The following is a 12,679-nucleotide window of genomic DNA, read 5'->3' as shown; positions in this document are numbered from 1 at the left end:
TCAGAACTCCTCTAGGGCGACCGCGCGCTCGGCCAGCGTCCGGGCCGCCGGAGGCAACGCCTCGCGCGCCCGCACGAGGGACACCACCTCGGCCCGGTCGGCCGCCGTCGTCCCGGCGACGTCCTCGGCCGTCACGCCCACGACGAGTCCGAAGTGGACGGAAGGCGCGGTGGCCAGGTCGACGGCCCCGGCGAACTGCCCGGCGCCCAGCTGCAGGGGAACCTCCGCGACCACCTCGCCGTCACGGGTCGCGAACGCGGTGAGGGCCGCGTCGGCCAAGGCCCCGGTGACCTCGACCTCGAGCCGGGTGGCCGTGGGCGCCGCGACGACCCGCCAGGTCACGGTGTCCTCCGCGGCGTCGAGGACGCCCGGTGGCACCCGAGCCCAGTCGACGCTCGCCCGGCCCTCGGTCACCACGCCCTCCCCGGACGCGCCGGAACCGGCTCCCGCGGCCAGGGCATACGCCCGTTGACCCGGCATCGCGTCGGCCGCCAGCCGGGCCGCTGCTTCGGCGCGCACGACGTCGTCCTGGTCGTCGAACCAGGCCGACAACCGCGTGCAGAGGCCACGGACTTCGTCGGCGACGGGCGTCGCGGCGAGCCCTTCGACGGCTGAATCGAACAGTTCGCCCGGCGTGGCTTCGAAACCGTCGAGCATGCCTTCGCCCACGTTCTCGACCGCCGCGGTGGCGACGGCGGTTTCGAGATCGAGCAGCGCCGGATCCAGGGACGGAACCCCGAGCGCCACGCTCGCGGGCCACCACCGGCGAGCCCACAGCAGCAGTGCCAGGGTGGCCAGTTCGGGCCGGGCGGGGACATCGACGTGGCCGGAAGCAAGGGCCTCCAGGGCGTGCTCCTCCCCGACGAGCCGGGTCAGCCAGGGCTCCGCGGCCGCGGCGTCACTGAGTTCGACGCGCATCGAGTCGGCCACGCCGGTGAGCAGGTCGGCGAGGGTGAAGCGGACGAGGCCGCCGTCCGCGGCGACGACGGGGGTGTGCACCGGGTGCGTCACGACACGGCCTCCAGATCCGGCAGGCGGGCCACGAGCGCGCGCCGCACCTTCGTCCGCAGGTCCAGCGAGGTCGACCGGACGACGCCGGTGACGAGGTCGCGGACGTCCGCGGCGTCGGCCGGGAGGTCGCCGCGCACGTCGAAGCCGTGCAGGCGGATCCACAGCCGGCCGAGGAACTGCTTGCCGAACTCGCGCAGTTCGCGCACGAGCTCGGTGTCGGGACGCGGGGTGAGCGGCGTGGCGCCGGCCAGCGCCCGACGCGCGTGGAGCACGTATCCCTCGCGCGCGACCTGGGCGTTGAGCTGCCGCGCGAACGCGGGGGCGGTCCCGGATGCGACGCCGTCGAGCGGCCGGAGGGCGGGCGCGAGGACCACGCCCAGCGCGAAACACGTGGCCAGGGCGGGCAGGCCGAGCCCGAACCCGGCCACGACGCGGCGGGTTTCGTCGTCGACGAGGTCGGCGACGGAACCGCGTTCGCCGGCGGGGAGCCGCCGCAGGGTGGCCCGCACGCGCCGTTCGACACTGCGTTCGAGGAGTTCGGGGCCGGCTTCGTCCTGCCGCCGCAGCGGCGGGACGGCCGTGCGATCTCCGCGCTGCAAACCGAGATCCGGCGCCGGCGAGCCGGAAACGGCCTCGGCGGCGCGGGCGAGCGCGTCGGCTCCGCCGGGCTGACGCAGCGCGAGGCCGAGGGCGTGGCCCGCGGCGGACCCGGCCAGCCACGCGGCATCGGTGAGGGTGTCCACGAACTCGCCGAGCAGCACCACGGCTTCCTGCGGCGCGAGACCGGCGCCGGTGTGCCAGCGGCGGTGCAGCGCGGCGGTCAGGTCCGCGGCAGCCCGGGGGTCGGCGAGATACGCGGTCAGCTGCGCGACGCCGGCTTCGTCTCCTTCGCCGTGCAGCTCGCGCAACGCCGACGCGGCGGCCTCCGGCGCCTCGGGCCCCGGCATGCCGAATCCCGTCGCCAGCTCGTACGCCAAGGGGAAGCAGACGTCCTGGACGTCGCCCGCGGTGATGCGCAAGGCCCGGCGCTGCCGTTTCAGGTGGACGAACCACGCGGCGGTCGCCCGCAACCGCGGCGCGTCGGCGAGGAGCAGCTCGGTGAGCTCGGCCGCCGCGGCGGGCTCCAGGAGCGGCCGGCCCAGCTTCGGGCGCGCCGCGGTGCGGACCACGAGCGGGTCGATGATCTTCTTGACGGTGCGGGTCAGCGGGCCGCCGTCCCCGGCCGACAGGACCTCGAGGCCGGGGATCCGGTGCCACGCCGCCGCGAGAACCACCGAGCGCAGCCGGGGCTTGCCCGATCCCGTCACCGCCACCCTCGCACCTTACGTGACCGGTACTCGAAGGCCGGCGCCTACTGAGGGCCGTTGGTCAGCGAGAGGTTGAACGCGTAGCGGGACGCCCGGTAGACGTGCCAGCCGTACTCGACCACGCGGCCGGTGTCGTCGTAAGTCGTGCGCTGCATGGTCAGCAGGGCCGCGCCCGGCTCCTCGTCCAGCTGCTCCGCGTCCTCTTCGGTCGCCAGCCGGGCGCCGATGTGCTGCTCCGCCGCGTGCAGGCGGACCCCCGCCGAGCGCAGCAGCTGGTACAGGCCTTTGTCGCGCAGTTCGTCGTCCGCCGGGTCGATGATGCCGTCGGGCAGGTAGTTGTTCATCAGCGCGAGCGGCTCGCCGTCGGTCGAACGGATGCGCGTCAGCCGCCGCACCTGCGTCAGGCCCGGCGCCTCCAGCAGCTCGGCCACCTCGGCGCCGGCCGGCTCCACGCGGTTGGCCAGCACCACCGACTCCGGCTTGCCGCCGAGCCCGGTGAGGTCGTCGAAGAGGCTGCTCAGGCGCAGTGGCCGCGCCACCTTGGTCCGGACGACCTGGGTGCCGACCCCGCGCCGCCGCACGAGCAGGCCCTGGTTGACCAGCGTCTGGATCGCCTGGCGGACGGTCGGGCGCGACAGCCGCAGGTTCGCGGCCAGGTCGACCTCGTTGCCCAGCCGGGCCCCCGCCGGCAGCCGGCCGTCCTCGATCGCGGCGTGCAGCTGCCGGGAGACCTGGAAGTACAGCGGCTCGGGACTGCCCGGGTCCAGCACGATCTCCCGGCCGGGATCCCAGGCCGGGTGCGTGACATCCACGCGGGACGACGGCGGAGGGGTGCTCACCGGCGGAAGCCTACCGTCACCCGGCCGGTTGACCGTATGTCCATATGTCTTGACAAAGTCCGCCGGGCGCTGGCATCGTCGATCGCGTGACGGAAATGGTGCGGCGCATCGTCGCCAAGCGGGTGCACGACCCGGGCGCGGTCGCCGAGGCGGCCGCGAGCCGCGTGCGGGCCGAGTCGCCCTTCAACAACAAGGGCCGCGCGATGATCATCGCCGCGGACCACCCCGCCCGCGGCGCCACCGCCGTCGGCGGCAATCCGACGGCGATGGCGAACCGGGGCGAACTGCTCGAACGGCTGTGCCTCGCGCTCGAACGGCCCGGCGTCACCGGCGTGCTGGGGACCGCGGACGTCCTCGACGACCTGCTGCTGCTCGGCGTGCTCGACGGCAAGACGGTCATCGGGTCGATGAACCGCACCGGGCTGGCCGGGTCGAGCTTCGAGATCGACGACCGGTTCGCCTGCTACGACGCCGAAGCGATCGAACGGATGCGGTTCGACGGCGGCAAGACCCTCACCCGCATCTGCCTCGACGACCCGGCCACGCCGAGCGTCCTGGAGAACACCGCGAAGGCGGTCAACGAGCTGGCCGACCGCAAACTCGTCGCGCTGGTCGAGCCGTTCCTGTCGCGGTGGACCGGCGGACGCCTCAAGAACGACCTCTCCCCCGACGCCGTCATCAAGTCGATCACGATCGCCGCCGGGCTCGGCCGCTCGTCGGCCTACACCTGGCTCAAGCTGCCGGTGGTGGACGACATGGAACGCGTGCTCGCTTCCTCGACCCTGCCGGCCCTCCTGCTCGGCGGCGAGGTCACCGACCCGGACGCGGCCTTCGCGGCGTGGCAACGCGCGCTCACCCAGCCGACCGTGCAAGGCCTGGTCGTCGGACGCTCGCTGCTCTACCCGCACGACGGCGACGTCGCCAAGGCAGTCGACACCGCGGTGGGGCTGTTGTGAACAACCGGATTCAGCGCACTACCCGTGGGAGCATCGTGAACACCATCGACCACTGGATCAACGGCACCGCCACGTCCGCGGGCTCGACCCGCACGGCGCCGGTCCACGACCCCGCCACGGGGCGGCAGCGGGCGGAGGTCCTGCTCGCCGAAGCGTCCGATGTGGACACCGCGGTCGCGGCCGCGAACAAGGCCTTCGAAACCTGGGGCGACTCCTCACTGGCCCAGCGCACCAAGGTGATGTTCGCCTTCCGTGAGCTGCTGGTGAAGCACGAGGACGAACTCGCGCGGATCATCTCCGGCGAGCACGGCAAGGTCGTCGAAGACGCCCGCGGCGAGATCGCGCGCGGCCGCGAGGTCGTCGAGTACGCCTGCGGCATCGCCGACGCGCTCAAGGGAAGCTTCTCCGACCAGGTCTCCCGCGACGTCGACGTGCACGACTTCCGGCAGCCGCTCGGTGTGGTCGCCGGGATCACGCCGTTCAACTTCCCGATCATGGTCCCGCTGTGGATGCACCCGGTCGCGATCGCCACCGGCAACACGTTCGTCCTCAAGCCGAGCGAGCGCGACCCGTCGGTGTCGAACTTCGTCGCGCAGCTCTATGCCGAGGCGGGTCTGCCCGAGGGCGTCTTCAACGTCGTGCACGGAGACAAGGTCGCGGTCGACGCGATCCTGGACCACCCGGACATCGCGGCCGTGTCGTTCGTCGGCTCGACCCCGATCGCGAAGTACGTGCACGAGCGCGGGACCGCGGCCGGCAAGCGCGTCCAGGCCCTCGGCGGGGCGAAGAACCACGCGGTGGTCCTGCCCGACGCCGACCTGGAGTACGCGGCGAACCACCTGACCGCCGCCGCGTTCGGCTCGGCCGGGCAGCGGTGCATGGCGATCTCGGTCGGCGTCGCCGTCGGGGCGGCGGGCGACAAGTTGGTCGGGATCCTCGAGCGCAAGGCCCGCGAGGTCAAGGTCGGCCCCGGCAGCGACCCGGCCAGCGACATGGGCCCGGTCGTCACTGAGGCCGCCCGCGAGCGCGTGGTGAACGCCGTCGCACAGGGCGCGCGGCAGGGTGCCTCGGTGGTGGTCGACGGTCGCGGGCTGACGGTCGAGGGCCACGAGGGAGGCTTCTTCGTCGGGCCGTCCCTGCTCGACCACGTCACCACGGACATGCAGGCTTACCGGGACGAGATCTTCGGGCCGGTGCTGGCGGTCGTGCGCGCGGAGACCGTGGACGAGGCGATCGCGATCATCAACGCGAACCCCTACGGCAACGGCACCGCGATCTTCACCGCCAGCGGCGAGGCGGCGCGGAAGTTCCAGCGCGCGGTCAAGGTCGGCATGATCGGCGTCAACGTGCCGATCCCGGTCCCGATGTCGTACTACTCCTTCGGCGGCTGGAAGGACTCCCTCATCGGCGACAGCCCCGTCCACGGCCCCGCCGGCGTCCGCTTCTACACCCGCGCGAAGGTCGTCACGACCCGCTGGCCCCACACCGAAGCAGCGTTCACCTTTCCCACGTCCAGCTGACCGACCGGTAAGCGGAACACCCATCTCCGGTTTCCGGTACGGTGGGTGGCGGCACCGACGAAGGAGGCCACCGTGGGATATCGAGGCCCGCTCCCGAAGAACGCCGTCGACCGCGTCAACACGTGCGTCGGCACGCTGCGGACGTCCCCGCGCTGGGGACGGCTGGTCCGTCGCCACCTCACCCAGGTCACCTACACGGGACGGCGGTCGGGCCGCACCTTCAGCACCCCGGTCGGCTACCGGCGCGCGGGCGACGTCGTCACGATCGGCGTTCGGCTGCCGGACGCGAAGTCGTGGTGGCGCAACTTCACCGGCGACGGCGCCCCGCTCACCCTCGAACTCGACGACGCCGCCCGCACCGGCCACGCGGTGGCCCACCGCGACGAAAAGGGCCGCGTGACGGTGACCGTCCGGCTCGGCGAAGACGAAACCGCCTAGCGGGCCATCCCATGCCAGAGCAGCTCGGCAAGGCCCTCCGCGTCGCGGCGCCACTCGCCGTTCGGGTCGAGGAGCAGCAGCCCGGCCAGGCCGCGCAGCACCACCAGCGGGTCGAGGTCCGGGCGCACGGTCCCGGCCGACTCGTTGGCCTTCAACAACGTCGACACCGCGCCGACCATCGCCTCGTACGCGTTCGCCGGCAGCTCGCCGCGGGAGGCCGTCGCGCGGCGCAGGGCGTCGGCCAGTCCCTTCTTGGTCATCATGTAGTGCGCCAGGTGGTCGGTCACCCACACCCGGAACGCCTCGTCCGCGGGGTGCTTCTCCAGCAGCACCGGCACGATGTCGACGATGTGCCGCACCTCGCGCTGGTACACCGCGAGGATCAGCGCTTCCGGCGTCGGGAAGTGCCGGTACACCGTGCCGACGCCGACCTCGGCCTGCTTCGCGATCGCGTTGAACGAGACTTCGCCCGTCCTGGCCAGCGACTCCGCGGCGACGACGAGGATGCGCTCGTGGTTGCGCCGGGTGTCCGCGCGCCGGGGGCTGACCGATCCCGTCGTCATCGCCCTCCCGTTCGTCGTGCCGTCCCGCCGAATCTAACCCAGACCTGGAGCGACTCCAGCGTGTCCGGTTCGTTGCGAACCGGATTGTAATCCGCTAGCCTCGCGATCGGGTGAAGCGGATGAGTATCCGCTCCCCGTTCGCCGCCACCACCACCGTCAGGTACCCACCCGGACGAGCTGCGGAAAGAGACCAGTGGACATCTCACTCGAAGTCAACGGCAGTACCGAACACCTGGACGTCGATCCCGGGGTGACCCTCCTCGACGCGCTGCGCGAGCGCCTCGACGTCACCGGCCCCAAGAAGGGCTGCGACCGCGGGCAGTGCGGCGCCTGCACCGTGCACGTCGGCGGCCGGCCCGTGCTTTCGTGCCTCACCCTGGCCGCCACCGTCAAGCAGCCGGTGACCACCGTCGAAGGACTGTCCACAGAGGACAAGCTGCACCCGGTGCAGCAGGCGTTCGTCGACCAGGACGCCCTGCAGTGCGGGTTCTGCACCGCCGGGCAGATCATGTCGGCGGTCGCCGCCGTCGAGCAGGACGTCGAAGACGTGCGGGAGTTCATGTCCGGCAACCTCTGCCGGTGCGCGGCCTACCCGAACATCGTCAAGGCTGTCGACCAGGCGAGGCGGGCCGATGCGTCCGTTTGAGCTGACCGCGCCCACCACCGTCGAAGCCGCCCTCGCGACGCCCGGCACGTTCCTGGCCGGCGGCACGACCCTCGTCGACCTCATGAAGCTCGACGTCCTCACGCCGCAGCACGTCCTCGACATCAACGAGGTGCCGCTGCGCGGGATCGACACCACCGACGGCCTGCGGATCGGCGCGCTGGAGCGGATGAGCGCCATCGCCGCCCACCCGCAGGTCTACCCGGCCATCTCGCGCGCCCTGCTGCTGAGCGCCTCCCAGCAGATCCGGAACATGGCGAGCATCGGCGGGAACCTGCTGCAGCGCACACGCTGCACGTACTTCCGCGACGTCGCGACGCCGTGCAACAAGCGCGAGCCCGGCAGCGGCTGCTCCGCGATCGGGGGTGCCAACCGGATGCAGGCCATCCTCGGCACCAGCGACTCCTGCGTCGCGACGCACGCCAGTGATGTCGCCGTCGCCCTGGTCGCGCTCGATGCCCGCGTGAAGCTGGCCGACGCCGAGGGAACCCGCGAAGTCGCCCTGCGCGACTTCTACCAGCTGCCCGGCGACACCCCCGCGCTGGAGAACGACCTGCGGCCCGGCGAGCTGATCACCGAGGTGATCGTCCCGCGGCTGGACTGGGCGGCGAACTCCACCTACGTCAAGGTGCGCGACCGCCAGTCCTACGAGTTCGCGCTGTGCTCCGCCGCGGTCGCGCTGGACGTCCGGGACGGCAAGATCGCCGATGCCCGGGTCGCGGCCGGCGGCGTCGGGACGGTGCCGTGGCACCTGCCCGCCGTCGAGGACGCCCTGCGAGGCGCCCCGGCGACCCAGGCCACCTTCGAGGCGGCCGCGGCCGTGGCCGCCGAAGGCGCCGAACCGTTGTCGGACAACGGCTTCAAGGTGTCACTGCTGAAGCGGACGATCGTCCGCGCGCTGCTCGAACTGACCGAGGGGAGCTCCCGATGATCACCCGGCTCGACGCGCCGCTGAAGGTCACCGGCGGGGCCAAGTACGGCGCCGACCACACCTTCCCCGGCATGGTCTACGGCTACGTCGTGCTCAGCACGATCGCCCACGGCGAGATCGCGGCCATGGACTTCTCCGCCGCGCGGGAAGCCCCCGGTGTCGTCGGCGTGTACTCGCCGTTCGACCCGCTGAAGCTGGCGACGGCGACCTCGCCGCTGTTCGGCGAGACGTGGGTTCCGCTGCAGACCGAGGAAGTCACCTACTACGGCCAGCCGATCGGCTTCGTCGTCGCGGAGACGTTCGAGCAGGCACGGGACGCGGCGGGGCTCGTCCGGGTGACCTACCGCGAGCTGCCGGCCAAGACGTCGCTGTCCGAAGGCCTCGCCGACGCCGAAGACGCGCCCCCGGGCCGCGACGGCGAAGGGTCGACACTGGCGATCCTCGAGGACGGCGTCGAGTCCATCGAGGACGCGTTCGCCGCGAGCCCGGTGGTCGTCGAAGCGACCTACTCGACCGCGACGCAAAACCACGCCGCGATGGAGCCCCACTCCGCCGTCGCGGTGTGGGACGGCGGCGAGGTGACCGTGTACAGCGGCAACCAGGCGTCGAACTTGCAGGCGATGGAGCTCGCCAGCGCGCTCGACACACCGCTGGAAGCCGTGCACTGCGTGAACCCGTTCGTGGGCGGCGCGTTCGGCGGCAAGGGCCGGACGTCCGCGCCCGCGTTCCTCGCCGCCGCGGCGGCCCGCGACCTCGGCCGGCCGGTGAAGGCCGCGCTCACCCGCGAGCAGGTCTTCACCGCGACGGCGGGCCGGGCCGCGACGGTCCAGACGATCAAGCTCGGCGCGGAACGCGACGGCAGCCTGGTCGCCCTGAGCCACGACTCCTGGTGCAGCACGGACACCGCGCGCTCGTTCGTCGAACCGACCTCGCACGGCACCTCGCGCGAGTGGTACGCGACGCGGAACCTGGCCATCAGCCAGAAGATCGTGCCGCTGAACGTCCCGCCGACCACGTTCATGCGCGCCCCCGGCGAGGCACCCGGCTCGTTCGCGCTGGAGAGCGCGATCGACGAGCTCGCCGAAGCACTCGGCATGGACCCGATCGAGCTGCGGATCAAGAACAACTCGATCGCCCCGCCGGGCAAGGACCTGCAGTGGGCGAGCAAGCACCTCGACGAGTGCCTCCGCGTCGGTGCGTCCCGGTTCGGCTGGCAGCACCGCCGGCCGGGCGGGCACACCGACGGCGACTGGCTCGTCGGGATGGGCGCGGCCACCGCGATGTTCCCCGCCCTGCGGTTCCCGGCCACGGTCGGCATCACGCTGCGGGCGGACGACACCGCCGACGTCGCGACGAGCGGCGCCGACCCCGGCACGGGCCTGCTGACCGTGCTCTCCCTGATCGGCGCGGAGTCGCTGGACATCCCGGCCGACCGGATCAGCCCCCGGCTCGGCGACTCGTCGCTGCCGCCGGGTGGCCTGTCCGGCGGTTCGACGGCGACGGCGAGCGCGGGCACGGCCATCATGATCGCGGCCACCAAGGCGATCGACGAGCTGGTGGCGCTGGCGTCCGACCCCGGCGCGCCGTTCGAAGGCGCCGAAGTCACCTACGCCGACGGCCGCGTCTTCGCCGACGGCAAGACCATGACGTTCGGCGAGTTGCTGCGGACGCTGGGCCGGGAGAAGCTCGAGGTGACCGGCTCGTCCGCCCCTGGCGAGGAGCTGACCAAGCACTCGTTCAGCTCGTGGGGCGCCCAGTTCTGCGAGGTCCGCGTGCACAAGTGGACGCGCGAGGCCCGGGTGTCGCGGATGCTCGGCGTCTTCGACGCGGGCCGGATCATCAACGACAAGGCGGCCCGCAGCCAGCTCATGGGCGGCATGATCTGGGGCATCTCGGCGGCCCTGCACGAGGGCCTGGAGATCGAGAAGAACGGCCGGCTCGCGAACGGCGACTTCGCGAGCTACCTGCTCCCGGTGAACGCCGACATCCCGGAGGTCGACGTCCAGTTCGTCGAGTACCCGGACACGCTGCACAACGCGGTCGGCGCGCGCGGGCTCGGCGAGATCGGCACGGTCGGCATGGCCGCGGCGGTCGCCAACGCCGTGCACAACGCCACCGGCATCCGGGTCCGGCACATCCCGATCACCATCGAAGATCTGCTCGAAGACTGACGTCCGAGGGGCGGGGCACGCGCGTGTCCCGCCCCCTCGTTCGGCCACCTGGCGCAACGGACCCGGCGCCGTTATCCATCCGCGACAACCAAGGGGACGGTTCGCCCATGACGGCGGCCCGTCCCCGGTCCTAGGCTGACGGGCGCTCGCCCGATCTTCCTCGAAGGGACCCCCCGGCATGACCGACCCCGTCGTCCCCACCACGTCCGGCGCGGTCCGCGGTCAAGTCACCGCCGCCGGCTTCGCGCTGTTCCGCGGCATCCCGTACGCCGCCGCGCCCGAGGGCGACCTGCGCTTCGCCGACCCGGTCCCGGCCCCGCCGTGGGAGGACGTCCGCGACGCGAACAGACCAGGGCCGACCGCACCGCAGCGCCGGCACGACGTGCCCGGGCTCGACCTCACTCCCCTCACCGGCACCGGCTGGCGGCCGGGCCCGGAGTACCTGACGGTCGACGTCTGGACCCCGCAGCTCGGCGCGGCCGGCCTGCCCGTGCTGGTGTTCGTGCACGGCGGCGCGTTCCTCGGCGGCACCGGCTCCGCCCCGGTCTACGACGGCACCTCGTTCTCGCACGCCGGCGCGGTGCTGGTGACCGTGCAGTACCGGCTCGGCGTCGACGGCTTCCTGCCGTTGGACGGCGGCACGACGAACCTCGGGCTGCGCGACCAGCTCGCGGCCCTCCGGTGGGTCCAGGAGAACATCGCCGGCTTCGGCGGCGACCCCGGCAACGTCACCTTCTTCGGCGCGGCCTCGGGCGCGGTGAGCGTCGCCTGCCTCCTCAGTTCCCCGCTCTCGCAAGGACTCTTCCACCGGGCGATCGTCCAGAGTGGACACCCGGACATGGTGCGCGACGGCGTCCAGGCGCGCCGCCTCGCCAAGGTGATCGCGGACGAGCTGAAGGCCGAACCCACCGCCGAGGCGTTCCGGAAGGTGTCGACCGAGCAGCTGCTCGACGCGCAGGACGCCGTCCTGCGGCCCGGTGGCGCCCCCGACCTGCGCGACGCCCTCGGCTACGACCGCGGGTACGGGCTCAGCCCGTTCCTCCCGGTGATCGGCGACGACGTCCTGCCGCAGCACCCGGCCAAGGCGATCCGGGCGGGCGCGGGCCGCGACGTCGACCTGGTCGTCGGCAGCTGCAGCGAGGAGATGCGGCTCTACCTGGTGCCCACCGGCGCGCTCGAAGCGGTCACCGACGACCAGGCCGTGGCCTCGCTGGCCGTGTCGCACCCCGACCCGGCCGGGGTGCTGCACCGGTACGGCCTCGGCTCGGACCTCGCCGCGGGCGAGGTCCTCGTGGCGGCCCTGACCGACCTGGTCTTCCGCGACGGCGTGCGCGAGCTGGCCGAGCACCACGGCGGCCGGACCTTCCGGTACGAGTTCGAGTGGGGCTCGCCGCTGCTCGAGGGCAGCCTGGGCGCGTGCCACGGGCTCGAGCTGCCCTTCGTGTTCGACGCGCTGGGGCCGGCGTCCGGGCCGCGGGGCCTGCTGGGCGAGCACCCGCCACGGGAGCTGGCCCGCGACCTGAACGGCGCCTGGTACCGCTTCGCCGCCACCGGTTCGCCCGGCTGGGAGGAGTACGCGGGTGAGGACACGCTGTTCCACACCTACTGAGCGGTGAACACCCCGCGCCAGTGTTCGGCGGCGCGGGCGAGGTCCCGGCCCACGTGGTCGAAGTACCGGCCCATCGCGTCCAGCCGGTCGCCCGCCGGGGTGCCGTCGAGCAGGCCCGCGCCCTCCCGCGCGGCGTTCGCCCAGGTGGTGCAGACCTCGACTTCCCGGGCGGAGGCGCGGTACCAGGCGTCGTCGTCGACGACGTAGCGCTCGCGGCGGCCGGCGGCGGCCCGGTCGCGACGAACCAGCTCGAGCCGTTCGAGGTAGGCGACGGCCTTCGACACCGACGCCGGGCTGACCCGCAGGCGGCGGACGAGCTCGGCGGCGGACAGGGTGGCGCCCTCGCTGGTGAGCAGGCAGGCGAGCACGCGGGCGGGCATCCGCGCGAGGCCCGTCGCGACCATCACGGCGGCGAACCGGTCTTCGAACGCGCCGATCGCGTCGCCGGGACCGGGCGCCGGCGGAGCCAGCCGGCGGGCCCGGTTCCGCGTCGCCACGTCCGCGGCGGAAGGCCGGTAGCCGCTCGGGCCGCCGTTGCGCGCGATCTCGCGGGTGACGGTCGACGTGGGGCGCGCGAGCCGGCGCGCGATCTCGGCGTACCCGAGACCCGCGACCAGCCCCTCGGCGATGCTCTCCCGATCGGTGAGCGTGAGCCGGCTGCCAGGCATGG

At 73.0% G+C, this 12,679-nt stretch carries 12 protein-coding genes; 7 read left to right on the top strand and 5 right to left on the bottom strand.

The window, feature by feature from the left end:
• The 3 genes from AB0C38_RS09925 to AB0C38_RS09915 are packed head-to-tail and all read right to left on the bottom strand — an operon-like array spanning position 1 to position 3,157.
• Complete coding sequence (locus AB0C38_RS09925) at positions 1–1,011, bottom strand: hypothetical protein (RefSeq protein ID WP_360669433.1); 1,011 nt, start codon at positions 1,009–1,011, stop codon at positions 1–3.
• Positions 1,008–2,324: a hypothetical protein gene (locus AB0C38_RS09920; protein ID WP_360669430.1), complete on the bottom strand. Its 1,317-nt coding sequence runs from the start codon at positions 2,322–2,324 to the stop codon at positions 1,008–1,010. Before AB0C38_RS09920 ends, AB0C38_RS09925 begins: the two co-directional genes overlap by 4 nt.
• A gap of 38 nt (positions 2,325–2,362) precedes the next feature.
• On the bottom strand, positions 2,363–3,157 hold the full coding sequence (locus AB0C38_RS09915; RefSeq protein WP_360669427.1) for a GntR family transcriptional regulator: 795 nt from the start codon (positions 3,155–3,157) through the stop codon (positions 2,363–2,365).
• An 86-nt stretch (positions 3,158–3,243) separates the two neighbouring features.
• Between AB0C38_RS09915 and AB0C38_RS09910 the strand changes: the two genes are divergently transcribed.
• The 3 genes from AB0C38_RS09910 to AB0C38_RS09900 all read left to right on the top strand — a co-directional run bounded on the left by AB0C38_RS09910 (position 3,244) and on the right by AB0C38_RS09900 (position 6,071).
• A complete protein-coding gene (locus tag AB0C38_RS09910) occupies positions 3,244–4,113 on the top strand; it encodes an aldolase (protein ID WP_360669424.1) in 870 nt (289 codons plus the stop codon).
• A 35-nt stretch (positions 4,114–4,148) separates the two neighbouring features.
• Positions 4,149–5,633 carry a CoA-acylating methylmalonate-semialdehyde dehydrogenase gene (locus tag AB0C38_RS09905; protein ID WP_360669421.1) on the top strand — a complete coding sequence of 495 codons (1,485 nt, stop codon included), beginning with the start codon at positions 4,149–4,151 and terminating at the stop codon, positions 5,631–5,633.
• A gap of 72 nt (positions 5,634–5,705) precedes the next feature.
• Positions 5,706–6,071 carry a hypothetical protein gene (locus AB0C38_RS09900; protein ID WP_360669418.1) on the top strand — a complete coding sequence of 122 codons (366 nt, stop codon included), beginning with the start codon at positions 5,706–5,708 and terminating at the stop codon, positions 6,069–6,071.
• Here the strand turns inward: AB0C38_RS09900 and AB0C38_RS09895 are convergent.
• Positions 6,068–6,634, bottom strand: a complete 567-nt coding sequence (locus AB0C38_RS09895; protein ID WP_360669415.1) for a TetR/AcrR family transcriptional regulator — start codon at positions 6,632–6,634, stop codon at positions 6,068–6,070. The two genes, AB0C38_RS09900 and AB0C38_RS09895, sit on opposite strands and share 4 nt — an antisense overlap.
• A 193-nt stretch (positions 6,635–6,827) precedes the next feature.
• Between AB0C38_RS09895 and AB0C38_RS09890 the strand changes: the two genes are divergently transcribed.
• From AB0C38_RS09890 to AB0C38_RS09875, 4 genes are all read left to right on the top strand, one after another.
• Positions 6,828–7,280, top strand: coding sequence for a (2Fe-2S)-binding protein (locus AB0C38_RS09890; protein WP_360669412.1), 453 nt, complete (start codon positions 6,828–6,830; stop codon positions 7,278–7,280).
• Positions 7,267–8,229, top strand: a complete 963-nt coding sequence (locus AB0C38_RS09885) for a xanthine dehydrogenase family protein subunit M (RefSeq protein ID WP_360669409.1) — start codon at positions 7,267–7,269, stop codon at positions 8,227–8,229. The genes AB0C38_RS09890 and AB0C38_RS09885 overlap by 14 nt, the downstream gene beginning before the upstream one ends.
• Complete coding sequence (locus tag AB0C38_RS09880; protein WP_360669406.1) at positions 8,226–10,400, top strand: xanthine dehydrogenase family protein molybdopterin-binding subunit; 2,175 nt, start codon at positions 8,226–8,228, stop codon at positions 10,398–10,400. Before AB0C38_RS09885 ends, AB0C38_RS09880 begins: the two co-directional genes overlap by 4 nt.
• 178 nt (positions 10,401–10,578) lie before the next feature.
• Entirely contained in the window at positions 10,579–12,009 is a 1,431-nt protein-coding gene (locus AB0C38_RS09875) for a carboxylesterase family protein (protein WP_360669403.1), read from the top strand.
• Here the strand turns inward: AB0C38_RS09875 and AB0C38_RS09870 are convergent.
• Positions 12,003–12,677 carry a helix-turn-helix domain-containing protein gene (locus AB0C38_RS09870; RefSeq protein WP_360669400.1) on the bottom strand — a complete coding sequence of 225 codons (675 nt, stop codon included), beginning with the start codon at positions 12,675–12,677 and terminating at the stop codon, positions 12,003–12,005. The genes AB0C38_RS09875 and AB0C38_RS09870 overlap by 7 nt on opposite strands.
• Positions 12,678–12,679: the final 2 nt, after the last annotated feature.

Origin of the sequence: Amycolatopsis sp. NPDC048633 (genome assembly GCF_040650695.1) — a bacterium.
Taxonomy (GTDB): domain Bacteria; phylum Actinomycetota; class Actinomycetes; order Mycobacteriales; family Pseudonocardiaceae; genus Amycolatopsis.
Note: the sequence above shows the minus strand (reverse complement) of the source record. Positions and strands in the feature narration are given on the sequence as shown.